The organism is Kitasatospora sp. NPDC034035 (genome assembly GCF_055575755.1).
In genome coordinates, this window is the sequence record NZ_JBVISA010000009.1 from 22,771 (window position 1) to 46,629 (window position 23,859).

Here is a 23,859-nt window from a genome sequence, read left to right on the forward strand (position 1 = left end):
AGCGTGCCTGACCGAACGATCGGTAGGTTGCTCCGGATCGGCCGACCAGCGAAGGAGCGACGATGACCGGCACCGCACCCGTCCCGCGCCGACACCTCGGGGAACCGGTCCCACCCGACCTCCTGGACGCCGGCGAACGCCTGGGTGTGGACGAGCTGCGCGCCCTCCAGCTCACCCGGCTGCGGGCCACCCTGCGGCACGCGTACGACAACGTGGAGCTCTACCGCCGCAAGTTCGACGCGGCCGGCGTCCGCCCCGAGGACTGCCGCACCCTGGCGGACCTCGCCCGTTTCCCCTTCACCACCAAGGCCGACCTGCGCGAGGGCTACCCCTTCGGCATGTTCGCCGTCCCGATGGACCAGGTCCGCCGGATCCACGCCTCCAGCGGCACCACCGGCCTGCCGACCGTGGTCGGCTACACCGAGAACGACCTCTCCATGTGGGCCGACGTGGTCGCCCGCTCGATCCGCGCGGCCGGCGGCAGGCCGGGCCACAAGGTGCACATCGCCTACGGCTACGGCCTGTTCACCGGCGGCCTCGGGGCCCACTACGGCGCCGAGCGGGCCGGCTGCACCGTGATCCCGGCCTCCGGCGGCATGACGGCCCGGCAGGTGCAGCTGATCCGCGACTTCGAGCCCGACATCATCATGGTCACCCCGTCCTACCTGCTCACCCTGCTCGACGAGTTCGAGAAGCAGGGCATCGACCCGCGCGCCACCTCGCTCAAGGTGGGCATCTTCGGCGCCGAGCCCTGGACGGAGGAGATGCGGCGCGAGATCGAGGAGCGGCTCGACCTGCACGCCGTCGACATCTACGGCCTCTCCGAGGTGGTCGGCCCGGGCATCGCGCAGGAGTGCGTGGAGACCAAGGACGGGCTGCACATCTGGGAGGACCACTTCTACCCGGAGGTCGTCGACCCGTTCACCGACGAGGTGCTGCCCGAGGGCGAGGGCGGTGAACTGGTCTTCACCTCGCTCACCAAGGAGGCGCTGCCCGTCATCCGCTACCGCACCCGCGACCTCAGCCGCCTGCTGCCCGGCACCGCGCGCCCGGCCTTCCGGCGGATGGAGAAGGTCACCGGGCGCAGCGACGACATGATCATCCTGCGCGGGGTGAACGTCTTCCCGACCCAGATCGAGGAGATCCTGCTGCGTACCCCGGGCGTTGCGCCGCACTTCCAACTGCGGCTCACCCGCGAGGGGCGGCTGGACCGGATGACCGTCCGGGTCGAGGCCCGGCCGGATGCGCCCGCCGAGCAGCGGGACGCGGCGCGGGAGGCGATCGTGCGCGCGGTGAAGGACGGGGTCGGCGTCACGGTCGCGGTCGAGGTGGTCGAGCCGTACACCCTGGAGCGCTCGGTCGGGAAGATCAAGCGGGTGGTGGACGCACGCGGGTGAACGCGCCCGGCTGAACGCGTGGCAGTGCTGAAGGAGGAGGTCGGAGGCGCACGGCTGTCCGGGGGGTGATGCCGTGCGCCTCCGACGTCTACAGAAATGTAGACGCTTGATCGGGGGCGAGTCCAGCCGCCTCCCCGGATACCCGTTCGGCTCACCGGAATCGTGGGCGGGGCCGATGCTTCCCAGACTCGGAGAGGAGAAGGGGGAGGACCCAACCGGAGAGGCATCCTCATGAGCATCGGGCTTCGCCGCGTCCTCGCGGTCACCGCAGCGGTTTCCCTCGGCCTGGGCGCCGCGGCCTGCGGCAGCGCCAAACAGTCCTCCGGCGGCACCACAAGCGGCGCGGCTGCGAGCGGCAGCGCCTCCGTGGGCGCCGTCCGGATCGGCCTGCTGCTGCCGGAGACCAAGACCACCCGCTACGAGCAGTTCGACCGCCCGCTGATCGAGCAGAAGATCAAGGAGCTGGCGCCGGAAGCACAGATCGACTACTACAACGCCAACCAGGACGCGACCACCCAGCAGACCCAGGTGGACACCGCCCTCACCAAGGGCGACAAGGTGCTGATCCTGGACGCGGTGGACTCCAAGTCGATCCAGTCCTCGGTCCAGAAGGCCCACGATGCGGGCGTCAAGGTGCTCGCCTACGACCGCCTGGCCCAGGGCCCGGTCGACGCGTACGTCTCCTTCGACAACCACAAGGTCGGCCAGCTGCAGGGCCAGGCCCTGGTGGCGGCGGTGGGCGGCAAGGCCAACGCCGGCCAGATCATCATGATCAACGGCTCGCCGACCGACCCCAACGCGGCCGACTTCAAGGCCGGCGCGCACAGCGCGATCGACGGCAAGCTGAAGATCGGCAAGGAGTACGACACCCCGCAGTGGGACCCGAACCTGGCCAACCAGGAGGCCGCGGCGGGCATCACCGCGATCGGCCCGGCCAACGTGGTCGGCATCTACTCCGCCAACGACGGCATGGCCGCCGGTATCGCCACCGCGCAGAAGGCGGCCGGGATCAACACTCCGCTCACCGGTCAGGACGCCCAACTCGACGCCATCCAGCGGATCGTGGCCGGCACCCAGACCATGACGATCTACAAGCCGTTCAAGCCGGAGACCGACGCCGCGGCCGAGATGGCCATCGCCATGGCTGCCGGGATGACCCCCGCACCCAGCCTCGTGCCCACGACGGCGACCAACGGCAGCAACAACAAGGTGCTGGCCAACCTGATCACCCCGATCGTCGTCAACAAGGACAACATCAAGACCACCGTGGTCCAGGACGGCCTCTACACCGTCGCCCAGATCTGCACGCCGGACTACGCCGCCGCCTGCCAGGCCGCCGGCCTCCAGTAGTCCCGCGACACCCGACACGAGTGCGCCCCGCCTCCACGACGGAGGCGGGGCAAGGGAGTTGGTCACTGTGGCAGGTGAGACCGTACTGGCCCTGCGCGGGGTCTCCAAACGGTTCGGCGCCGTCCAGGCGCTCACCGACATCGAACTGGAGGTGCACGCCGGCGAGGTGGTGGCCCTGGTCGGCGACAACGGCGCCGGCAAGTCCACCCTGGTCAAAGCGATCGCCGGGGTACACCAGCCCGACGAGGGCGTCATCGAGTGGCAGGGCAGGCCGGTGACCATCCACCGGCCGCAGGACGCCCAGCAGTTGGGCATCGCGACGGTCTACCAGGACCTCGCGCTCTGCGACAACCTCGACGTGGTCGGGAACCTCTTCCTCGGCCGCGAGATCCGGCGCTTCACCGTCCTCGACGAGGTCGCGATGGAGAAGCGCTCCCAGACGCTGCTGGACACCCTCTCCATCCGCATCCCCAGCGTGCGGATCCCGGTCGCCTCGCTCTCCGGCGGCCAGCGCCAGGTGGTGGCGATCGCCCGCGCGCTGATCGGCTCGCCCAAGGTCGTGATGCTGGACGAACCCACCGCCGCCCTCGGCGTCGAGCAGACCGCCCAGGTGCTCGACCTGGTCGAGCGGCTGCGCGAGCAGGACCACGGCGTGATCCTGATCAGCCACAACATGGCGGACGTGATGGCCGTTGCGGACACCGTCGCGGTGCTGCGCCTCGGCCGCAACAACGGCGTCTTCGACAAGCACTACACCAACCAGGAAGAGATCATCTCGGCCATCACCGGAGCCACGGACAACGCCGTGACCCGCCGGAAGGCCCGTGGCCAGGAGGGTTCCGAGTGAGCGAGAACATTCCCGGGAGCCCCCCGGGCGGCGAGCCCGAACGCCACCACGTCCCGCTGCCCGAGGACAGCATGCCCACGGGCGGCGTCAACGCGCCGGTGCCGGTGGCGGCCCAAGCCACCCCCGCGGTCGACCCCCGGCTGATCGTGCGCCAGGAGGGCGTCAAGGGCTACCTCGGCGAGTTCCGCCGCCGCCTGAGCAGTGGTGAACTCGGCTCGGTGCCGGTGGTGCTGGCCCTGATCGTGATCTGGGCCGTGTTCGGAAGTCTGAACAGCAGCTTCCTGTCCGCCCAGAACCTTTCCAACCTGTCGCAGCAGATCGTCGGCACCGGCATGATCGCGATCGGCGTGGTCTTCGTCCTGCTGCTCGGCGAGATCGACCTGTCGGTCGGCTCGGTCAGCGGACTGTGCGCGGCGATCTACGCCGTCCTGAGCGTCACGGACGGCGTCAACCAGTACCTCGCGCTGCTCACCGCCCTCGTCGGCGGCGCGGTGGTCGGGTGCATCCAGGGCGTCTTCTTCGCCAAGGTCGGTGTCCCGGCCTTCGTGGTCACCCTCGCGGGCAACCTCGGCTGGAACGGCCTGATGCTGCAGATCCTCGGCAGCACCGGCACCGTCAACCTCCCCGGCACGGACATCGTCTCCCGGCTCTACAGCACCATCTACGGCCAGGAGATCGCCGCCTACGGCACGGCGGCGATCGGCGTCCTGCTGTTCCTGGGCGCCTCGCTGTTCGACGCCCGCCGGCGCCAGGCCGCGGGCGTCCCGTCCCGCCCGATGACCGACATCGTGCTCAGGACCGTCCTGCTGGCGATCGTCGGCTTCCTCGCCGCCTACACGCTCAACCAGTACAAGGGGTTGCCGCTCGCGCTGCTGATCTTCCTGATCTTCATCGTGGTGCTGGACTTCGCTCTGCGCCGCACCTCCTACGGCCGCCAGGTGTTCGCGCTCGGCGGCAACATCGAGGGCGCCCGGCGCGCGGGCATCAACGTGTCCTGGATCCGGATCACCGTGTTCACCATCTGCTCCACGATGGCGGCGGTCGGCGGCCTGTTCCTGGCCGCGCAGATCCAGTCAGCCAGCCAGACCTCCGGCGGCGGCAACCTGCTGATGAACGCCATCGCGGCCGCCGTCATCGGCGGCACCAGCCTGTTCGGCGGGCGCGGCAAGACCTGGTCCGCGCTGCTCGGCGCGCTGGTGATCGCTTCGATCCAGTCCGGGATGAACATCCAGGGCCTGAGCAACGCCATCCAGTTCATGATCACCGGTGCGGTGCTGCTGGCCGCCGTCGTGGTCGACTCGCTGGCCCGGCGTACCCAGAAGGCCGCCGGCCGGGCGTGAGCACCGTCGCGGCGGCGTCAGCACCCCGCGCGGGCGGTTCGGGGCCCGCGCGGGCGTGAGCACCCCCGCGCGGGCTCTATGCTGCGGACATGCCGAGTGAGCTGCGTACTCTTCAGCCGGCCGAAGACCTCGCCTTCATCCGGCGCGAGACCGAGCTGAAACCCGTCCCCTTCGTGCCCGAGATCAGCCTGCACATGGCCGAGGACGCCATCGCCCTCTGGGAGACCACTGAGCGGGCGCGCGGGCAGGCCGGACTGGCGCCGCCGTTCTGGGCCTTCGCCTGGGCGGGCGGCGTGGCCGTCACCCGCTACGTGTTGGACCACCCCGACCTGGTGGCGGGCCGAACGGTGCTGGACGTCGCCGCCGGGTCCGGACTGGTCGGGGTGGCCGCCGCGCTGCGCGGCGCGACCTCGGTGCGCGCCGCCGAGATCGACGCCTACGCGGTGGCCGCGATCGGCCTCAACGCCGAGGCCAACGGGGTACGGGTGGACGGCGCCCTGGTGGACCTGGTGGACGGGGACGGCGCCCCCGCCGAGGTGGTGCTCGCGGGCGACGTCTTCTACGAACGGGCCATGGCCGCCCGCTTCCTGCCCTTCCTGGAACGGGCCGCCGCGCGCGGCGCCACCGTCATCGTCGGCGACCCCGGCCGTGCCTACCTGCCACGGGAGCGGTTCACGGCGGTGGCGGCGTACCAGGTGCCGGTGGTCGCGGACCTGGAGGACACCGCCGTCAAGACCACCACGGTGTGGCGGCTCGGCTGACGGCTCGGCTGACGGTACCTCCGGCGGGGGCGGCCCTTCCCCGGCGCGTCCGGCCCGCGGAATTCCCGGCGCAGCGGCGGGAACGGCTGCTAGACAGGCCCGCATGACCGACCAGATCGCCCTGCGCCCCGCCGCCCCCGACGAGATCCCCGCCCTGCTCGCCCTCTGGGCCCGAGCCGCCAAGGGCACCAGCATCACGGACGACGAGGCGGGCGTGGCCGCGCTGCTCGCCCGCGACCCCGCGTGCCTGATCGTCGCCACCCCCGCCGACGACCCGGCGACCCTCCTCGGCACCGTGATCGCCGGCTGGGACGGCTGGCGCTGCCACCTGTACCGCCTCGCCGTCGACCCCGAGCACCGCCGCCGGGGCATCGGCGCGGCCCTGCTGGCCGCCGCCGAGGAGCGCTTCGTCGCGCTCGGCGGCCGCCGGATCGACGCCATGGTGCTGGACGACAACGCCCTCGGCCACCGCACCTGGCAGGCCGCCGGCTACCGGCCCGAGCCGCAGTGGAGCCGCTGGGTCAAGCCGCTGGAGGCCTGACCCGGTCCGGCGTCACGCACAACCCCGCCCCGGGGTTCTACCGGCTCTGCTTCACCGCCCGCCAGTCCAAGGAGGTCGTGGAGGCGGTGGCCCGGGTGGGCACGGCGCTGGGCAAGCTGAAGTGACCGGTGCGCGGCACCCGGGGCGGGCTCCCCGGGTGCCGCGCTGCGCTCTCGGCTGCGCGCAGGTTGTCTCAGCCGCGCAGGGCGGCCAGCCAGGCCTCGACCTCGTCGGCGCGGCGGGGGAGGGCGGTGGAGAGGTTCTCGTTGCCGTCCTCGGTGACCAGGATGTCGTCCTCGATCCGCACGCCGATGCCGCGGTACTCCTCCGGCACCGTCAGGTCGTTCTGCTGGAAGTAGATGCCCGGCTCGACGGTCAGCACCATGCCCGGCTTCAGCGGGCCGTCCACGTGGACCTCGGTGAGGGAGTGAGCGCAGTCGTGCACGTCGATGCCCAGCATGTGGCCGGTGCCGGCCAGGGTGAAGCGGCGGTGCAGGCCCAGCTCGTACACCTTGTCGGCGGTCAGGTCGCCGAACAGGCCCCAGGAGGTGAGGTGTTCGGCGAGCTCGCGCTGGGCGGCGCGGTGGAAGTCGCGGAAGTCCGCGCCCGGCTTCACCGCGGCGATGCCGGCCTCCTGCGCCGCGAACACGGCGTCGTAGACCTTGCGCTGCAGGTCGGTGAAGCGGCCGCTGACCGGCAGGGTGCGGGTGATGTCGGCGGTGTACAGGTGGTTGGTCTCCACGCCCGCGTCGAGCAGCAGGAGGTCGCCGGGCTTGGCGTGGCCGTCGTTGCGCACCCAGTGCATGGTGGTGGCGTGCGGGCCGGACGCGGCGATGGTGCCGTACCCGACGTCGTTGCCCTCGACCCGGGCCCGGACGAAGAAGGTGCCCTCGATCAGCCGCTCCGCCGTCTCGGTGTCGGTGCCGAGGACGCGCACCACGTCCTCGAAGCCGCGGGCGGTGGCCGCGCAGGCGAAGCGCAGCTCGGCGATCTCGAACTCGTCCTTCACCAGGCGCAGTCCGGACAGGAAGACCTCGAACTCCTCGTCCCGCGCGGCGACCGCCCGGCCCGCCAGGGCCGCCTCCACGCCCGCGTCGTGGCGGCGCAGCACGCGCACCGGGCCGGTCGCCGCGCGCAGGTCGGCGTGCACCGCGCGCACGTCCCGGCAGGGCAGGCCGAGCAGCTGCTCGCTCTCGGTCAGGCTGTTGCGGCGGCCGTCCCACAGCTCGCCGTGGGTGTCCAGCCAGAACTCGCCGTTGTCGACCTCCGAGCGGTTGCGCAGGTAGAGGACGGCGGTGTGCCCGCTCTCACCGGTGGGCTCCAGCACCAGCACCGCGTCCTGGGACTGGTCGCCGGTCAGGTAGGCGTAGTCGGAGGACGGGCGGAACGGGTAGTCGGTGTCGTTGGCCCGCACCTTGGGGTTGCCGGACGGGACCACCAGCAGCTCGCCGGGGAAGGCGGCGGACAGCTCGGCGCGGCGGCGCGCGGTGTGCACCGCCTGCGGGACCGGCTCCAGGGCGGTGCGCTCGGTGTCGGCCCAGCCCTGCTTCATGTTCTCGGCGAGTTCGTCCGTGACGCCGCGCGTGAGGCCGTTCTTCCGGTACTTGATGGTGTCGGCGGGCTCGGTCACTACGGTCTCCTGGCGAGGGTGGTGGACGGCGGTGGAGGAGTGGTGGGCGGCGGTGGAAGGCGGCGGAGGGGTGGTGGATGCGACGTGCTTCGCTACGCTGCCTCGTCCGTCGGCATGCGTCCCGTACGGTATATCGAACAAGTGCCGGGAGAGAAGAGGTCGAGCGTGAACGACGCCGAGGAATCCGTCCGGGGCGTCCTCGCCGCCAACCTGAAGCGGGTGCGGGCGCAGCGCGGGCTCTCCCTGTCCGAGCTGTCCCGGCGGGCCGGAATCGGCAAGGCCACGCTCTCCCAGCTGGAGTCCGGGGCCGGCAACCCCACCCTGGAGACCGTGCTCGGACTATCCCGGGAGCTCGGCGTGCCGATCTCCGACCTGGTGGAGGCGCGGCCCGCCGACGAGGTGACCGTGGTGCGGGCGGCCGACGCCGAGGTGCTGAGCGGCCGGGGCGTCGACCTGCGCCCGCTGCGCCGGATCGAAGCCGGGGACGTGGTGTTCGAGGTCTACGACCAGCAGGTACGCACCGACGGCACCCAGATCTCCGGCGGCCACATCGGTACCGAGCACACCATCGTCCAGGCCGGCCGGCTGCGGGTCCGGGCGGGCCGCCGCGAGGTCGAACTCGGCCCCGGCGACTACGTCGGCTTCGACGCCACGCTGCCGCACTCCTACACCGCCGTGGGCGGCGAGCCGGTCCGCTCGGTGCTCCTGCTGCAGTACCGCGCGGAGCAGCGGCTGCACCTCGCCGACGCGGCGGACGAGCCGGCCCTGCAGTCCGTGTCGCGGCCCGCGCTGGGATCGGCGTCCGGGCCGGCGTCCGGGCCCTCGCTCGGGCACCGGCACTGATCGGCTGCGGGTCGCTACCCGAGCCGTATTGTTCGGAATACCGAACGAGGTGCCCCGGCCCCCACTCCCCTCGTGGTGGGGGCCGGAGCGGGACTCCGCCGCGCCGATCCGCGCCGACCCGGGAGAGCATGCCAAGCGCGGCGGGCGGGCGGCCATGCATTAGCCTCTGGGCCTAATGGTCAAGAACGGGCCAGGTCACAGTGGTTGCAAGAGCCGGGGGAGGGTTCGTGATCACACTGAGATTCGGGGTCGCGGACCTCGCGAAGACCCGGTTCGTCATCTCACCGCTCGACCACCTGATGACCGGAGCCGCGCGCCTCGGCGTGCACGACTGCGTCGGGCTGCGCAGCGAACGCTGGTGGCGGGGGGTCCGCCGCCATGTGCCGCACCGGGCCGGGCGCTTCCTCGACCTCGTCAACGCGAGCGCGATCGGCGTTCCCAGCTTCATGGCAGCGGACCTCGACGCCGTGCGCCGGCAGCTGACCGACGAGCTCGACGCGATCCTCGCCGTACCGCAACAGGCCGTCGAGCAGGACCTCGCGATGTTCGGCAGCGAAACCGAACTCCCCACCGCCCTCGCCCGGTTGCGCGACGACGGCACCCGGGGCCTGCGCGAGGTCAGCGACGGTGCCTGGGCACTGTTCCGCTCCTGCCTCGCCCCGGACTGGCCCGAGATCCGCCGCGTCCTGGAAGCCGACATCGCCGCCCACACCCGCACCACCGGTCGTTCCGGGATCGGCGCGATGCTCGACTCGCTGCACCCGAACGCGGTCTGGCGGGACGAGGGAGTGCTGGAGTGCACCGTCGCCGATCTGGACGGCACCTTCGAACTGGGCGGCCGGGGCCTGGAACTGCGACCCAACTACTTCCTCCAGCACGGCATCGGCCTGCTGGCCGACCAGAACCGCCAGAGCGTGCTGCTTCACCCGGTCGGCGCCCCGACCGCCGAGCCGCCGTCCCGTCCGCCGACCGCCGACGGCCTCGCCGCCGTCCTCGGCCCCGCCCGGGCCCGCGTCCTGCGCGCCATCGCGGGCAGCCCCTGCTCCACCACCGAACTCGCCCACCAGCTCGGCGTCACCCCGCCCTCCGCCTCCGCGCACGCCGCCGCCCTGCGCGGAGCCGGCCTGATCGTCACCCAGCGCCAGGGCAAACAGGTCCGCCACACCCTGACCGATGTCGGCCACGACCTCCTGGTCGACAACCCGGCACCCCCGGCCCCCGCCGCCTGACCGCCTGACCGCACGGCCGGGCACCCGCACGGTGGCCCGGTAGGAGAGACGGGAGACTTGCCGGGCATCAATCGCCTCGCCTCTCCTCGCCTTCCTTCCCCCGTATGTGAACGGTGAGGAAATGGTCGGTGAATTGTTCCTCCGCCGGGATTCGCGTCCGACCAGCCTCATCGGGCTTGCTGTGCGCGACGGCGCGGTGCTTTCGGCGTCCGGTGCCCCGGTGTGCGCGGCGGGCCCGGCGGGGCGTCAGGCCTGCGTACGGGCCATGAGTACTCTTGCGGGACGCGGCTCCGGCTGACACGATCCGGTGGCCGGTCCGTCGGCCGCCCCCGGGGAAATCCGGGACCGGCGCCGGGCGATGATCGGCGAACCACTGCCGTCCGCCGCCGGTCCGGGCATCATGGGCCGCGACGGGACGTTCGCGGAACAGGCGGAACAAGGAGTCGACCGATGAGAAGGCCGATGATGGAGTTCGGCTGCGCGACCTGTTACGGCGAGGACGCGCAAGCCGTGTGGCGGGGGCAGCGGGAAGGGTTCGAGCAGGAGAGCGAGGTGGTGGACGGCTCGCACTTCTCGGTCGACGTCCGGCGCTGCCGGGCCTGCTCGCAGCGGTTCGTCTGGATCTTCACCGAGTCCGTCGACTGGATGGGCGGGGACGACGCCCAGTACGTGACGGTCATGCCGCTCACCACCGCCGAGGCCACCGGCCTGGTATCCGGCACCCTGCGCCCGCACGACCTGGGCGCCCTCGGCCGTGACCGCCGCCGCCTGGAGCACGACTGGCCCACCGGCGGCCCGGCCGGCCTCCACTGGAACTCCGGCACGTTCAGGGTCGCGGAGGCCCGCTGAGGCCCGCTGAAGCCCCGGCCCGGCCTGCGGAAATGCCCGTCGGAATAATGGGCCCCTGGAGACGACCGCGGGGACCAGGGGGACGGGATGAGTGAGGCGATCAGCGAGTTCGGCTGCGCGCTGTGCTACGGCGAGGACGCGCGGGAGGCGTGGGAGCGTCAGGGCGACGGGTTCGAGCGCGTGGCGGAGGTCGTCGACGACTCGCACTTCTCCGTCGCCCTGCGGCGCTGCCGGGCCTGCGCGCAGCGGTTCGTCTGGATCTTCACCGAGTTCATCGACTGGCGGGGTGGCGACGACGCGCAGTACAACACCATCATGCCGCTGACCGACGCCGAGGCCGCCGGCCTGGTATCCGGCAGCCTGCGCCCCCTCGACCTGGGCGCCCTCGGCCACAACCGCCGCCACCTGAACCAGGACTGGCCCAGCGGCGGGCCGGCCCGCCTGGGGTGGAAGACCGGCCCGTTCATGGTCCGGGAAGGCGGCTGAGGCAACAGGGGGCCGTCGTCGTGTTGATCGGCTGTCCACCGACTCCTGCGAGGGTTCGGACGCTTGGTCGGACACGAGTAAGGAGCGTCCTCAGTGGGTCGAAAGGTTGTTGTCCGCGCGGTGGTTGCCGGTGCGGCGGTCCTGGCGTCGGTGATGGGTGCCGTCGCCGTGGTCGCGGGAGATCCCGGGCGGCACGGCTCGCCGGCCGAGCCGCCGGCGCAGGCCTGCGGCGGGTCGGCCGACGTGCACTGTCTGGCGAGTACGGTCGCGTGGAACGGGACCGGCCTTGTGATCGTCATTCCTCGCGGCAGGTGAGGGCGCGATCGGCGGTGGCCAGCGCGGTCAGCAGCAGCTTCGCGTCGGCGGACTCAGGAGCGCTCAGCCGGCTGAGCAGCAGGTGGGCCTCCGCCTCGTGATGCCGCGCCGCGCGGTGGTCGCCACGGGCGGTCATCGCATTGGCCGACACCAGGTGAGCGAGGGCGCGTTCGCGCTGTCGCCCGCCTTCCGTCGCCAGGGCCAGTGCCCGCTCCGCCTCCTGCACGGCCTCGTCGACCCGTCCGAGCAGGCGCAGGAGGTCGGCCAGGCGGCTGCGGGCCGCCGACTCGCGGTCCAGGTCGCGGGCGGGGTTCGCGCAGTCGATGCAGGAACGCATCTGCGCGGCGGCGTCGTCGAGTCGGTCCAGCACCTGGTAGGCGAGGCCGAGGACGTAGTGCACGTACGCGGTCATCGCGGGGTCGGAGGTTCCGCCGGCGGGTTCGGCGAGGAGCAGTCGGCAGGTCTTTGCCGCGGTTGCCGCGTGGCCGCTGCGGATCCGGGACAGGGCCGCGTTCGCGGTGCTCGCCACCTCGCCCGACCGGTGGCCGAGCCGCCGGGCGAGAGCCGCCGCCTCGTCGAACGCGGCGATCGCCTCCTCGTGCCGCCCCTCGGCTTGCGCGATCAGGCCCAGGTCGTTCAGCGCCTGCCGGAGAACGGGCAGGTCGGCGGCCTCCTGGCAGGCCTGCGCGGCCTGGCGGGCCTGTGCGCCCGCCTCGTCCAGCCGGGCGCGGGCCAGCAGGATCGTGCCCAGGAGGAACCGGGAGCGGCCCTCAGCGGCGCGATCGCCGGATGCGACGGCGGCGGTGATGAGGAGGCGGGCGGCCTCCTCCGCGCGGCCGCCGAAGGCGCCCAGGCCGAGCGGGCTGAGGGCGATCAGCAGGTCGATGGCCGATCGCACGGCGGTGCCGCATTCCGCATCGCGCAGGGCGGCGGTGGCGACGGCGGCCGCGAGTGCCACGGCGCCGGGTGTCTCGGTCCGTGCCCACCGGCGGGCGTCCGCCAGGTCGGTGAAGGGTGATCGGGCGGGCGGGCGCAGGGTCGCCGGTGGGGTGGGCTGGGGGCTCGACAGGGGGGTCGGCTGTGGGTTCGGCCGGGGGGTCGCCGGTGGGCTCGGCTCGCCGAAGACGTCGGCCACGGGGTCGCCGGGTACGGCGAGGGCGAAGGCCGTCCGGGCGCGGCCGAGCAGCAGGGTCAGCAGCCGGTGGTGGGCCGAGGCCCGCTCGTCGTCGCCGAGCCGCAGGGAGGCTCGGCGGGCGAAGGCACGCACCAGGTCGTGGAAGCGGTAGCGACCGGCGCTCATCGACTCCAGCAGCGCCTGGTCGACCAGCGATTCGGCGAGCCGCTCCGCCTGGTCCTCCGTCAGGGCGAGGGCCGCGGACGCCGACGCGAGGCCGATGTCCGGTTCCACCCAGGAGAGCAGCCGGAAGGCCGTCGCCAGGGGTGGTGGGAGCAGGCGGTAGCTGAGGTCGAAGACCTGCTCGATGGCGAGGTCGCTCGTGCGGAGCGCGGCGATGCCCTCACGGTCCTCGGCCAGCCGCTGGACGAGATCGGCGATCGGTTGGCGTGGAGTCGCGGCGAGTCGGGCTGCGGCGATCCGTACGGCCAGGGGGAGCCGGCCGCAGGCCTCGACCAGCAGCTCGGCCTGGCCGCTCTGCGCGGACCGGCGCGCCGTGCCGATGACGGAGTCGAGCAGGCCGATCGCCTCGTGCTCGCTGAACACGTCCAGCGGAACGTTCAGGACCGACGGCACGCTGTAGAGCACCGTCCGGCTGGTGACCACGACCGCGCAGTCCGACGAGCCGGGGAGCAGGGGCTGGATCTGGGCGTCGTCGCGTGCGTTGTCGAGGAGGATGAGAAGTCGCTTGCCGGCGCTGGCGGTTCGGAAGAGGGCGGACCTGCCCGCGAGGTCCTTGGGTACGGCTGACGGCCGGACGCCCAGCGTGGTCAGGAACTCCGCGAGGATGTCGGACGGGCTGGCAGGGACCAGGTCGGCGCCCCGCAGGTCCGCGTACAGGCGGCCGTCGGGGAAGTCGGGGCGCACGGTGCGCGCGGCCTGCACGGCGAGGGCCGTCTTCCCGACCCCGGCCATGCCGGTCACGGTCACCAGCCGCAGGCCCGGGCCGGTCTGTGCGGTCAGGGCTTGGCCGATCTGGGCGACGTGGTCGTGTCGGCCGGTGAAGTACGGTGGTGCCGGTGGGAGTTGGTCCGGTCCTCCGCTTCCGTCGAGCTCGTGGAACAGGGCGGCGAGCTCGGGCCCCGGCTCGATCCCCAGGTGGTCCACCAGCCGCGAGTGCAGCGCGTCGTAGACCGCGCGGGCCTCGGGGGTGCGGGACAACCGGTGCAGTGCGCGGATGAGCAGACCTTGCAGGCGCTCGCGGAACGGGTGGGCGTCGGCGAGTGCTTCAAGCTCCGGCAGGTAGGCGGCGGGATCGGCGATCGTCACGTCGAGGGCGAGGCGCTCCTCCAGGAGCGTGAGACGCAGCTCCGAAAGCCGTTCCCGCTCGTGCTGCATGAGCGGCCCCGGCAGGTCGAGGAGCGGTTCCCCGTGCCATAGCGACAGCGCTTCCGCCAGGAGACCCCGGGCACGCTCCGGCTGCTCGGTGAAGCAATTCCCGGCCGCCTCCTGCAGCTGTTTGACCCGCCACAGGTCGACGCGGTCCGCGTCGATCGCCAGCCGGTACCCGCCGGCCTGGGACAGCAGGACGGTTGGCGTCTCACGCACCGGCTCCAGGAGCTTGCGCAGCTGCGAGATGTACGACCGCAAGGTGACGACGGGCGAACCGGGCGGCTGGTCGCCCCAGAGGTCGTCGGTCAACTGATCGACCGTCACGACCGCGTCGGGCCGCAACAGAAGTGCGGCCAACACCGCCCGCTGCCGCGGAGTCCCGAGATCGAGGGCGGTACCGGAGTTGAGGATAAGTCAGATTGCATCGGAGTCGCCTGCCTTGACGCCGGCGAGGAACGACTGCCACTGCCACACGCTGTGCGAGGACTTCGTCCAGGACCTGGGCGTGACCAGCGCGATGGGAGACACGGCGTGGAACTCCTTGGGACGGGTACGGAATGAGAGCCAATCGTAAGTCCTTGCGAGGGCACGGATCCGGCTCTTTCCTCGCGCTCAGTCTTTCCGTTCACGCCTCGTCGAGGTGGGGAACCGGACGAGGCCGTGGATGAGCATCGCGGCTCCGAGGCCGTAGCTGTAGGCGCCGGAGCTGAGGGTGTCGAAGCCCCGTGCCGTTGCAATCCTGTCCAGGTAGTAGAGAAACAGCCCGGTATTGAGGACGGCGGCGAGAGCGTGTACGTACCGGGGCCAGCGTGGGACGGGAAGCGTGCGGGTGCGGCGCGCGAGGAACAACGCTGCCGCGCAGGTGCCGACGCCGAGTGCGACGGCCGCGACGACCGGCCAGGAGCCGCGGGCCAGGCTCGTGATGGCGACCGATGACCCTTCGACCGGGGGCAGGACCGTGGCGAGTGCCAGTGCCGCGATGGCAATCCAGAAGGGGAAGACGTTGCGGACCGGTGGGGCCGCGCCCGCGGGTGGCGTGACCGGCGGAGAGACCACTGGAGAGACCGTCGGAGCGGCCACGGCGCCGGGCATCGGGTGGGCGACCGGTGGCGGACGCCAGGCGGTGATCGGCGGAGCGGCCTCGGTGGGCGGCCGGCCGTCGACCGGGACCAGGGTGAGTTCCTCGATGAGCGCGGTCACGGACGGGCGCTGCGCGGGCTCCTTGGCCAGGCAGCGGGCGATGACCTCCAGTCCCTGCGGGAGTCCGGAGAGGTCGGGTTCCTCGTACGCGATACGGAAGTTGAGCGCCTGCGCCGAGCCGGTGCCGAAGGGGCCGGTTCCGGTGGCCGCGTAGGCGAGGACGGCACCGAGGGCGAACACGTCGGTGGCCGGTGTGACGGGCCTGCCGAGGAGTTGTTCGGGGGCCATGAAGCCGGGTGTGCCGACGATCATCCCGGTGCGGGTGAGCGCGGTGGCCTCGGCGGCCACGGAGATGCCGAAGTCGACCACCCGGGGGCCGTCCGGGGCGAGCAGGACGTTGGAGGGCTTGAGGTCCCGGTGGACGAGGCCGGCCGCGTGAATGGCCTCCAGCGCCTCGGCGAGGCCCGCGCCCAGGGCTCGTACGCTCTCCACCGGCCACGGGCCGTGGGCCGCGATCGCCTGGTCGAGGGCCGTTCCGGGGACGTACGCGGTGGCGAGCCACGGGGTCGCGTTCTCCGGGTCGGCGTCGACGACGGCGGCCGTGAAGAAGCCGTTGACCCTCCGGGCGGCGGCCACCTCGCGGGCGAACCTGCGCCGGAACTCGGGATCCTGGGCGAGTTCCGGCCGCACCACCTTCACCGCGACCGACCGGCCACTCGGCGAGTGCCCGAGGTAGACCCGGCCCATCCCGCCGGCGCCGAGCAGCCCGGTGATCCGGTACCGCCCCACCTGCCGCGGATCGGTCGGTTGCAGCTCGTCCACCAGGATCTCCCCTCGCCCACGCCGGTGTGCCCCCGACTCAGCGTGATTACACACCAACTGGGGCCGCATCGGGCCGACAAGGGCAGTCGGTGCTCTGGATCCGGAGCCGACGCGTGCGGGCTTCGAGCGGGTTCGACGCCCGCGCCGGATCGTACGGCTCTCAGCTGTCGTTGAGGGCGTAGCTGCGGAAGGTGGCGAGCAGGGGCAGGACTTCGGTCTTGCCGGGGTCTTCGGTGACGGCCCGCATCGCGTCGATCACGGTGTGGGCGATGATCTTGGTGATGGCGAAGTCTTCCGGGTCGGCGAGGGTGCCCCAGGCCTTGAGGGTCTGGGTGAGCAGGGCGCTCATCCGGGCGCCGATGTTGGAGCTGACCGCATCGGAGATCTCGGCGAGTTCCTCGTCGCTCATGGTGGAGCGCAGCCCGAAGGCCAGCGCCATCAGGGTGTCCATCGCGTGTTCGCCGTACGCGGCGACCAGCGCCGGCAGCGGCTGTTCCTGGGCGCTGCCCGCCGCCAGGGCGGACAGCGCCTCGTCGTCGTCCTTCCACGCCGCCTCCAGGGCGGCCAAGGCCCGCAGGGCCTCGTCCACGGTGAGCCCGTCTGTCATGGAAGGAACGGTATTGAGCCGTAGTGCCCGTACCCATGGTTCGGGCGCAGAGATCACACCTTCGAGCGAAGCCGGGCCTATTCGGGCCGGTGGAGGTGTGCGAAGTGCTCCGCGTTCCAGCTGCCGCCCAGCTCGGGGGCGAGGGAGGTGCGGGCGAGGGCGGCGAAGTCCTCGGCCGAGCCCGCGCGTTCCGGCAGGGCGCCGAGCAGGGGGGCGCCGGCGGAGCGCGGCAGGTCGGCGAGGTTGCAGCGTTCGGCGAGGCCGGGGGCGGCGGGCCAGGAGCCGACGAGGACGCCCGTGAGGGGGAGTTCGCGCGCCGCCAGGGCCTCCGCCGTGAGGGAGACGATGTTGAGCGTGCCGAGTCCGGCGGAGGCGATGAGCAGGACCTCGGCGTCGAGCCCGGCGTCGAGGACGGCCCGGGCCTGGTCGGCGAGGGTGCGGCCCTCGTCGTCGTAGCGGACCAGCAGGCCGCCGGCGCCCTCGACCAGCACCAGGTCGTGCGTGGCGGCGAGTTCGGCGACCTCGGCCACCACCTCGGCGGGGGAGAGGTACGGCATCCCGGCCCGCCGGGCGGCGGTGTCGGGGGCCAGCGGCTCGGGGTAGCGGACGAGCTCGCGGAGCGTCAGTTCGCCTGCCAGGCGGGCGACTTCAGCGGCATCGCCCGGCTCCTCGGCGGTCACACCGGTCTGGCCCGGCTTGAGCACGGCGACCCTGCGGCCGTCCTGCAGCGCCGCCGAGGCGACGGCCGCCGTGGCGACGGTCTTGCCGACGTCCGTGTTCGTCCCGGTCACGAAGAGGATGCGCGCGCTCATCCCGCCACCGCCGCGGCGGTCACGGCGGCAGCGATCCGTGCCACGTCCTCGTCCTCCGTCACGTAGGGGGGCATCGTGTAGATCAGGTCGCGGAAGGGGCGTAGCCAGACGCCCTCCCGCGCGGCCGCCTCGGTCGCCGCCGGGACGTTCACCGGGTGGTCCAACTGGACGACGCCGATGGCGCCTTGGACCCGTACGTCGTGGACGCCCGGCACCGTCGCGGCTACCGCGAGGCCGTCGCGCAGCCCGCCCTCGATGCGCTTGACCCGCACCGCCCAGTCCTGTCCGAGCAGGAGGTCCAGCGAGGCGTTGGCGGCGGCGCAGGCCAGCGGGTTGCCCATGAAGGTCGGGCCGTGCGCGAGCACCGGCATCTCGCCGCGGCTGATCCCGTCGGCGATCTCGCCGGTGCACAGGGCGGCGGCCAGGGTCAGGTAGCCGCCGGTGAGGGCCTTGCCGAGGCACATCACGTCCGGGGAGACGCCCGCGTGGTCGGCGGCGAACAGGGCGCCGCTGCGGCCGAATCCGGTGGCGATCTCGTCGAAGACCAGCAGCACCCCGTACCGGTCGCAGAGTTCGCGCAGCATCCGCAGGTAGGCGGGGGAGTGGAACTGCATGCCGCCCGCGCCCTGGACCACCGGCTCGACGATGACGGCGGCCAGCTCGTCCGCGTGACGCGCCATCAGCTCCTCGAACTGGGCGGCGTATTCGGCGTCGAGCGGGGCGTCGAACCCGGCCGGCGGCTGCGGCGCGAAGAGCTGGCCGGGCAGCACCCCGCCCCACAGGTGGTGCATCCCGCCGTCCGGGTCGCAGACCGACATCGGGTGGAAGGTGTCGCCGTGGTAGCCGCCGCGCCAGGTCAGCAGCCGGCGCTTGCCCGGCCGCCCGATCGACTGCCAGTACTGCAGGCACATCTTCATCGCGACCTCGACCGAGACCGAGCCCGAGTCGGCGAGGAAGACGTGCTGCAGCGGCTCCGGGGTGATCTCGACCAGCCTGGCGGCCAGCCGGACGGCGGGCTCGTGGGTGAGCCCGCCGAACATCACGTGGCTCATCCGCCCCAGCTGCTCGCGTACGGCCTCGTCCAGCACCGGGTGCCGGTAGCCGTGGATCGCCGCCCACCAGGACGACATCCCGTCGACCAGCTCGCGCCGGCCGCCCGCGACCGGTTCGGCCAGGCGCAGCCGTACGCCCGACGCGGACTCGACCACGTACGGGGTGACGGTGCCGGGCATCGGCCCGTACGGGTGCCAGACGTGGGCGCGGTCGAGGGTGAGCAGCGTGTCCGCGGACAGCTGGGGCATGGTGGGCGACTCTCCAGAGCGGTGGAACGGTCAGGCGTTGGGCGCGAGTTCGGTGCCGGCGCCGCGTCGGCGGACCTTGACGAGGTCGCTGCGGAGCTCGTCGTCCTCCGAGCCGTCCGGGGTGGCGGGCTCGGCCGGGGCGGTGGTGGCCTCCGCCGGGGCGTGGGAGTGGCCGCCGCACGGGCCGCAGCCGCCGCCGCTGCCGCAGGCCGAGGCTGCGGTGCCGCAGCCGCCGGTGACCTGGGCCGCGTCGGCGATGTCGGCGCGGTGGCGCGGCAGGGTGGCCTCGCCGGCGCCCTCGACCTCGAAGCCGGCGTCCTTGATCATGTCGAGGTCGGCCTGACCGGCCTGGCCCTCGCTGGTCAGGTAGTCGCCGAGGAAGATCGAGTTGGCGATGTGCAGGCCGAGCGGCTGCATCGTGCGCAGGTGGACCTCGCGGCCGCCGGCGATGCGCACCTCGGTGTCCGGGTTGACGAAGCGGACCATCGCCAGGATGCGCAGGCAGCGCTGCGGGGTGAGGTTCCACTCCTTGGCGAGCGGGGTGCCCTCGAAGGGGATCAGGAAGTTGACCGGGACGGAGTCCGAGCCGAGCTCGCGCAGCGCGAACACGACGTCGACCAGGTCCTCGTCGCTCTCGCCCATGCCTGCGATCAGGCCGGAGCAGGCGGACAGGCCCGCGCCGTGGGCCTTCTGCACGGTGTCCACCCGGTCCGCGTAGGTGTGGGTGCTGGTGATGGCCCCGTAGGTGCTCTCGGAGGTGTTGAGGTTGTGGTTGTAGGCGTCGGCGCCGGCCGCCTTGAGCCGCTCCGCCTGGTTGTCGGAGAGCAGGCCGAGGCAGACGCAGATCTCGACCGCGGGGTCGGCGTCCTTGATGGCGGCCATCGTGTCGGTGACCCGGTCGATGTCGCGGTCCGTCGGGCCGCGGCCGCTGGCCACCAGGCAGACCCGCTTGGCGCCGCCGGCCACCCCGGCGCGGGCGGCGTCGGCGGCCTGGTCCGGCTTGAGCCAGGTGTACTTGAGGATCTCGGCCTTGGACCCGAGCCGCTGCGAGCAGTACGAGCAGTCCTCCGGGCAGAGCCCGCTCTTGAGGTTCACCAGGTAGTTGAGCTTGACCCGGCGGCCGAACCAGCGTCGGCGCACCTTGCCGGCCGCGGCGACCACGTCGAGCAGCTCGTCGTCGGTGGTGGCGAGGACGGCCAGGGCCTCCTCGCGGGTCGGGACGTCGCCGCGCAGGCCCTTGGCGGTGAGGGTATCGAGCAGATCCATGGGGCGATCCTGCCTGCTGGTGATCGAGCGGCGCCAGAGCAAACCCGCCAGAAGATCGGTGTGAGGATGTGCCGATTGCCACAGTGTCGAAGGTCACGGCTCCGTCGCTGGTCACGAGCTTGACGCGGACGCCGGACGAAGGTTACCGACGGGTAGCGCTCAGGGGTGGACGGGCCGCACGGGAGCGGAGCGCAAGCCCGGCGCGGACGATGATCCACAACCCCCGCCCCCGTGACCCACGCCACCCCCGGGATGCTTAGAATCTGCGCCATGACCACGCAGGGGGAGCGCACCCCGACTCCGGGAGAAGGCCAGGAAGGCCGGGCAGGGCGGGAAGACCGGGCAGGCCAGGCGGGACAGCAGGTCGCCGAGGGGGCCGGTCCCAGGCGGGGCCGACGACTGACCGGCCGTCGGGCGGTGGGCTGGGTCGTCGTGGTCGGCGTGGTCGTGGCCGGCGGATGGATCATCACCCGCCCGATGCCCGGCGACTACATACCCGGGCTCGGCCCGTCCGCCAAGGACGCCGCGAAGACGCCGCCGGTGGTGGGCTCCCCGCCGCCGCGCACCGACCCCGAGGGTCTCAACGTCGACAACTTCTTCCCGGCCCAGCGCCCGGTCGAGGTCGGCACCTTCAAGGCGCGGCGCAACGGGGCCCGGCAGGGCGACAACTGCGCCGAGGTGCTCCAGGACCGCGCCCAGGACCCGCTGAAGGACAGCGGCTGCCAGGCGTACCTGACCGTCAGCTTCACCGGCCAGGACCGCCCGGTGCTCAGCAACGTCACCCTGCTGCGCTTCCCCGACCTGGCCTCCGCCGCCAAGGCCGCCGAGGCCCTGCGGGCCAAGCCCGGATCGGTCGCCTTCATCCTCGCGGACGCCACCGCCGCCCCCGCGCAGCCCGCCGGCGCCAACCCGGGCGGCGACCCGCGGGTCGAGGCGGTCGGGCACTACGTGACGGTCACCGGCTCGCGGACCGGCGACGGCCGCCCGGCCGCCTCCACCCCGAGCAGCACGGGCGCGCCCGCCACGGGGGCACCCGCCGCCGGTGCCCCGACGCCGACCGGCTCGGCAGCGCCCGGCACCGAGCAGACCCTGGACGAGGCCACCCGCGCGCTCTCCTACGCGGCGGGCTCGGCGTTCGTCTGGATGTGACCGTCCCGTCCGTTGGATGACGGGCCCGTTCGTTGGACGTGACGGCCCCGCTCGCGGCCCCTTCCGTCCGGACGGGCCCGCCGAGGGCGAAAGCCGAAGGGGGGCCCGGAAAAGCCGGCCCCCCTTCGCTGTTGACGATCCGTCAGCCGCCGAGCCGGTCCACCGCGGTCACCCGCACCACCGCCCGGCCCTCCTCGTCCGAGCCGAACAGGTCCACCTCGGCGCTGATGCCCCAGTCGTGGTCGCCCTCCGGGTCGTCGAAGATCTGCCGGACCCGCCAGGCGGAGTCCTCCTCCTCGATGATCAGCATCTTCGGGCCGCGCGCGTCCGGGCCGGTGCTCAGGTCGTCGTACTCGTCCCAGTACCCGTCCATGGCGTCCGCCCAGCGGTCCGCGTCCCAGCCGTACTCGCCGTCCAGCGCCGCGAGCTCCTCGTAGTGCTCCAGCGCGCACAGCTCGACCCGGCGGAACATCTCGTTGCGGACCAGCACCCGGAAGGCGCGCGCGTTGGCCGTGACCGGCGCCGGCTTGTCGTCCAGCCGCACCTCGGCGGCCTGCGGATCGGTCGGGTTGGCCAGCTGCTCCCACTCGTCCAGCAGGCTCGAGTCGACCTGGCGGACCAGCTCGCCGAGCCACGCGATGACGTCCTTGAGGTCGTCGGTCTTCACGTCCTCGGGGACGGTCTGCTCCAGCGCCTTGTACGCGCCGGCCAGGTAGCGCAGCACGATGCCCTCGGTGCGCGCCAGCTCGTAGAAGCCGACGTAGTCCGAGAAGGTCATCGCCCGCTCGTACAGGTCGCGGACCACCGACTTCGGCTGCAGCTGGTGGTCGCCGATCCACGGGTGCGCCCCTCGGTACACCTCGTAGGCGTGGGTGAGCAGCTCCTCCAGCGGCTTCGGGTAGGTGATCTCCTGGAGCCGCTCCATCCGCTCCTCGTACTCGATGCCGTCCCGCTTCATCTCGCCGACGGCCTCGCCGCGCGCCTTGTTCTGCTGCGCGGCGAGGATCTGGCGCGGGTCGTCGAGGGTCGCCTCGACGACGGAGACGACGTCCATCGCGTACGACGGCGAGGTCGGGTCGAGCAGCTCGAAGGCGGCCAGCGCGAAGGTCGACAGCGGCTGGTTGAGCGCGAAGTTCTCCTGCAGGTCCAGCGTGAGCCGGACGATCCGGCCGTCGGCGTCGGGCTCCGGCAGCCGCTCCACCACACCGCCCTGCAGCAGCGAGCGGTAGATGGCGATCGCGGTGCGGATGTGCCGGCGCTGCGCCACCTTGTCCTCGTGGTTGTCGGTGAGCAGCTTGCGCATCGCCTCGAAGGCGTTGCCGGGGCGGCCGATCACCGACAGCAGCATCGCGTGGGTCACCTTGAACCGGGACACCAGCGGCTCCGGGTCGGCGCCGATCAGCCTCTCGAAGGTCTCCTCGGTCCAGCCGACGAAGCCCTCCGGCGCCTTCTTGCGCACCACCTTGCGCTTCTTCTTCGGGTCGTCCCCGGCCTTGGCGATCGCCTTGTCGTTCTCGATCACGTGCTCCGGCGCCTGCGCCACCACCTGGCCGACGGTGTCGAAGCCGGCCCGGCCGGCCCGCCCGGCGATCTGGTGGAACTCGCGGGCACGCAGGATGCGCACCCGGGTGCCGTCGTACTTGGACAGGGCCGTGAACAGCACCGTGCGGATCGGCACGTTGACGCCGACACCCAGCGTGTCGGTGCCGCAGATCACCTTCAACAGGCCTGCCTGGGCGAGGCGTTCGACCAGTCGGCGGTACTTCGGCAGCATGCCCGCGTGGTGCACGCCGATGCCGTGGCGCACGTAACGGGACAGGTTGCGGCCGAACTTGGTGGTGAAGCGGAAGTTGCCGATCAGGTCGGCGATGGCCTCCTTCTCCGCCTTCGAGCACATGTTGATGCTCATCAGCGACTGCGCCCGCTCCACCGCCTCCTTCTGCGTGAAGTGCACGACGTAGACCGGCGCCTGGCCGGTCTGCAGCAGCTCCTCGAGCGTGTCGTGCATCGTGGTGCGGCGGTACTCGTAGAACAGCGGCACCGGGCGGGTCGCGTTGCGGACCACCGTCGTCGGACGGCCGGTCCGGCGGGTCAGGTCCTCCTCGAAGCGGCGGACGTCGCCGAGCGTCGCCGACATCAGCAGGAACTGCGCCTGCGGCAGCTCCAGCAGCGGGATCTGCCAGGCCCAGCCGCGGTCCGCCTCGGCGTAGAAGTGGAACTCGTCCATGACCACCTGGCCGATGTCCGCCCGCGTGCCGTCGCGCAACGCGATCTGGGCGAGCACCTCGGCGGTGCAGCAGATGATCGGCGCGGTCGGGTTCACGCTCGCGTCGCCGGTCATCATGCCGACCTGCTCGGTGCCGAACATCTTCACCAGGTCGAAGAACTTCTCCGACACCAGCGCCTTGATCGGCGCGGTGTAGAAGGTCCGCTGCCCCTCCGCCAGCGCCGCGAAGTGCGCCCCCGCCGCCACCAGGCTCTTGCCCGACCCGGTCGGCGTCGCCAGGATCACGTTGTTCCCCGACACCAACTCGATCAGCGCCTCCTCTTGCGCCGGGTACAGCGTGATCCCCCGCTCCTCCGCCCAGGCGGCGAACGTCTCGTACAGCGCGTCGGGCGTGGCGGGCTTCGGCATCAGATCAAGGAGGGTCACCCGGCTATCTTGCCT

Annotated in this window: 20 protein-coding genes; 12 read left to right on the top strand and 8 right to left on the bottom strand. The window is 72.3% G+C overall.

Translation table 11 applies throughout. The features are described 5' to 3' along the window. Nucleotides 1-62 precede the first annotated feature (62 nt). From paaK to ACZ52J_RS14850, 7 genes are all read left to right on the top strand, one after another. The gene (paaK, locus tag ACZ52J_RS14820) at nucleotides 63-1,397 is read left to right on the top strand and encodes a phenylacetate--CoA ligase PaaK (RefSeq protein ID WP_465618817.1); all 1,335 of its coding nucleotides are present in this window, start codon (nucleotides 63-65) and stop codon (nucleotides 1,395-1,397) included. A gap of 231 nt (nucleotides 1,398-1,628) precedes the next feature. Beyond that, nucleotides 1,629-2,747 (top strand): sugar ABC transporter substrate-binding protein, encoded by a 1,119-nt coding sequence (locus ACZ52J_RS14825; protein ID WP_465618819.1) that lies wholly within the window; start codon nucleotides 1,629-1,631, stop codon nucleotides 2,745-2,747. 67 nt (nucleotides 2,748-2,814) lie between these two features. After that, nucleotides 2,815-3,594, top strand: coding sequence for an ATP-binding cassette domain-containing protein (locus tag ACZ52J_RS14830; RefSeq protein ID WP_396287959.1), 780 nt, complete (start codon nucleotides 2,815-2,817; stop codon nucleotides 3,592-3,594). Between the two features lie 71 nt (nucleotides 3,595-3,665). After that, nucleotides 3,666-4,934 (top strand): sugar ABC transporter permease, encoded by a 1,269-nt coding sequence (locus tag ACZ52J_RS14835; protein WP_465619224.1) that lies wholly within the window; start codon nucleotides 3,666-3,668, stop codon nucleotides 4,932-4,934. An 89-nt stretch (nucleotides 4,935-5,023) separates the two neighbouring features. Then, complete coding sequence (locus tag ACZ52J_RS14840; RefSeq protein ID WP_465618821.1) at nucleotides 5,024-5,695, top strand: class I SAM-dependent methyltransferase; 672 nt, start codon at nucleotides 5,024-5,026, stop codon at nucleotides 5,693-5,695. Nucleotides 5,696-5,798: 103 nt separating this feature from the next. Next, nucleotides 5,799-6,236, top strand: a complete 438-nt coding sequence (locus ACZ52J_RS14845; RefSeq protein WP_360504004.1) for a GNAT family N-acetyltransferase — start codon at nucleotides 5,799-5,801, stop codon at nucleotides 6,234-6,236. Continuing rightward, entirely contained in the window at nucleotides 6,203-6,361 is a 159-nt protein-coding gene (locus ACZ52J_RS14850; RefSeq protein ID WP_465618822.1) for a hypothetical protein, read from the top strand. The genes ACZ52J_RS14845 and ACZ52J_RS14850 overlap by 34 nt, the downstream gene beginning before the upstream one ends. 68 nt (nucleotides 6,362-6,429) lie before the next feature. Here the strand turns inward: ACZ52J_RS14850 and ACZ52J_RS14855 are convergent, their stop codons facing one another. Continuing rightward, the gene (locus ACZ52J_RS14855) at nucleotides 6,430-7,866 is read right to left on the bottom strand and encodes an aminopeptidase P family protein (protein ID WP_465618823.1); all 1,437 of its coding nucleotides are present in this window, start codon (nucleotides 7,864-7,866) and stop codon (nucleotides 6,430-6,432) included. A gap of 165 nt (nucleotides 7,867-8,031) precedes the next feature. Here ACZ52J_RS14855 and ACZ52J_RS14860 point away from each other — a divergent pair, with 165 nt between their 5' ends. From ACZ52J_RS14860 to ACZ52J_RS14875, 4 genes are all read left to right on the top strand, one after another. Continuing rightward, complete coding sequence (locus ACZ52J_RS14860; RefSeq protein WP_465618824.1) at nucleotides 8,032-8,709, top strand: helix-turn-helix domain-containing protein; 678 nt, start codon at nucleotides 8,032-8,034, stop codon at nucleotides 8,707-8,709. A gap of 227 nt (nucleotides 8,710-8,936) precedes the next feature. Beyond that, the gene (locus ACZ52J_RS14865) at nucleotides 8,937-9,938 is read left to right on the top strand and encodes an ArsR/SmtB family transcription factor (protein WP_465618825.1); all 1,002 of its coding nucleotides are present in this window, start codon (nucleotides 8,937-8,939) and stop codon (nucleotides 9,936-9,938) included. A gap of 450 nt (nucleotides 9,939-10,388) precedes the next feature. After that, a complete protein-coding gene (locus ACZ52J_RS14870) occupies nucleotides 10,389-10,787 on the top strand; it encodes a hypothetical protein (protein ID WP_465618826.1) in 399 nt (132 codons plus the stop codon). Between the two features lie 87 nt (nucleotides 10,788-10,874). After that, the gene (locus tag ACZ52J_RS14875; protein ID WP_465618827.1) at nucleotides 10,875-11,273 is read left to right on the top strand and encodes a hypothetical protein; all 399 of its coding nucleotides are present in this window, start codon (nucleotides 10,875-10,877) and stop codon (nucleotides 11,271-11,273) included. Nucleotides 11,274-11,568: 295 nt separating this feature from the next. On the opposite strand, the gene ACZ52J_RS14880 is transcribed toward ACZ52J_RS14875, so the two are convergent. The 6 genes from ACZ52J_RS14880 to bioB form a co-directional block, all read right to left on the bottom strand. Then, entirely contained in the window at nucleotides 11,569-14,505 is a 2,937-nt protein-coding gene (locus tag ACZ52J_RS14880; RefSeq protein WP_465619226.1) for an AfsR/SARP family transcriptional regulator, read from the bottom strand. Between the two features lie 201 nt (nucleotides 14,506-14,706). Next, complete coding sequence (locus ACZ52J_RS14885; RefSeq protein WP_465618828.1) at nucleotides 14,707-16,056, bottom strand: serine/threonine-protein kinase; 1,350 nt, start codon at nucleotides 16,054-16,056, stop codon at nucleotides 14,707-14,709. A gap of 160 nt (nucleotides 16,057-16,216) precedes the next feature. Next, entirely contained in the window at nucleotides 16,217-16,663 is a 447-nt protein-coding gene (locus ACZ52J_RS14890; RefSeq protein WP_465618829.1) for a hypothetical protein, read from the bottom strand. Between the two features lie 77 nt (nucleotides 16,664-16,740). Next, nucleotides 16,741-17,475 (bottom strand): dethiobiotin synthase, encoded by a 735-nt coding sequence (gene bioD, locus ACZ52J_RS14895; RefSeq protein ID WP_465618830.1) that lies wholly within the window; start codon nucleotides 17,473-17,475, stop codon nucleotides 16,741-16,743. Beyond that, nucleotides 17,472-18,776 carry an adenosylmethionine--8-amino-7-oxononanoate transaminase gene (locus ACZ52J_RS14900; protein ID WP_465618832.1) on the bottom strand — a complete coding sequence of 435 codons (1,305 nt, stop codon included), beginning with the start codon at nucleotides 18,774-18,776 and terminating at the stop codon, nucleotides 17,472-17,474. Before ACZ52J_RS14900 ends, bioD begins: the two co-directional genes overlap by 4 nt. A gap of 30 nt (nucleotides 18,777-18,806) precedes the next feature. Continuing rightward, complete coding sequence (gene bioB, locus ACZ52J_RS14905) at nucleotides 18,807-20,042, bottom strand: biotin synthase BioB (protein ID WP_465618834.1); 1,236 nt, start codon at nucleotides 20,040-20,042, stop codon at nucleotides 18,807-18,809. Between the two features lie 270 nt (nucleotides 20,043-20,312). Here bioB and ACZ52J_RS14910 point away from each other — a divergent pair, with 270 nt between their 5' ends. Then, complete coding sequence (locus tag ACZ52J_RS14910) at nucleotides 20,313-21,191, top strand: hypothetical protein (RefSeq protein ID WP_465618836.1); 879 nt, start codon at nucleotides 20,313-20,315, stop codon at nucleotides 21,189-21,191. Between the two features lie 142 nt (nucleotides 21,192-21,333). Here ACZ52J_RS14910 and ACZ52J_RS14915 read toward each other — a convergent pair whose 3' ends face one another. Beyond that, nucleotides 21,334-23,826: a DEAD/DEAH box helicase gene (locus tag ACZ52J_RS14915; RefSeq protein WP_396287965.1), complete on the bottom strand. Its 2,493-nt coding sequence runs from the start codon at nucleotides 23,824-23,826 to the stop codon at nucleotides 21,334-21,336. Between the last annotated feature and the right edge of the window lie 33 nt (nucleotides 23,827-23,859).

Coding starts and splice junctions, on each gene's coding strand:
- ACZ52J_RS14845 (WP_360504004.1), top strand. CDS start 5,799: ATGACCGACCAGATCGCCCTGCGCCCCGCCGCCCCCGACGAGATCCCC.
- paaK (WP_465618817.1), top strand. CDS start 63: ATGACCGGCACCGCACCCGTCCCGCGCCGACACCTCGGGGAACCGGTC.
- ACZ52J_RS14825 (WP_465618819.1), top strand. CDS start 1,629: ATGAGCATCGGGCTTCGCCGCGTCCTCGCGGTCACCGCAGCGGTTTCC.
- bioD (WP_465618830.1), bottom strand. CDS start 17,475: ATGAGCGCGCGCATCCTCTTCGTGACCGGGACGAACACGGACGTCGGC.
- ACZ52J_RS14915 (WP_396287965.1), bottom strand. CDS start 23,826: ATGCCGAAGCCCGCCACGCCCGACGCGCTGTACGAGACGTTCGCCGCC.
- ACZ52J_RS14870 (WP_465618826.1), top strand. CDS start 10,389: ATGAGAAGGCCGATGATGGAGTTCGGCTGCGCGACCTGTTACGGCGAG.
- ACZ52J_RS14875 (WP_465618827.1), top strand. CDS start 10,875: ATGAGTGAGGCGATCAGCGAGTTCGGCTGCGCGCTGTGCTACGGCGAG.
- bioB (WP_465618834.1), bottom strand. CDS start 20,042: ATGGATCTGCTCGATACCCTCACCGCCAAGGGCCTGCGCGGCGACGTC.
- ACZ52J_RS14835 (WP_465619224.1), top strand. CDS start 3,666: ATGCCCACGGGCGGCGTCAACGCGCCGGTGCCGGTGGCGGCCCAAGCC.
- ACZ52J_RS14910 (WP_465618836.1), top strand. CDS start 20,313: ATGACCACGCAGGGGGAGCGCACCCCGACTCCGGGAGAAGGCCAGGAA.
- ACZ52J_RS14840 (WP_465618821.1), top strand. CDS start 5,024: ATGCCGAGTGAGCTGCGTACTCTTCAGCCGGCCGAAGACCTCGCCTTC.
- ACZ52J_RS14890 (WP_465618829.1), bottom strand. CDS start 16,663: ATGACAGACGGGCTCACCGTGGACGAGGCCCTGCGGGCCTTGGCCGCC.
- ACZ52J_RS14900 (WP_465618832.1), bottom strand. CDS start 18,776: ATGCCCCAGCTGTCCGCGGACACGCTGCTCACCCTCGACCGCGCCCAC.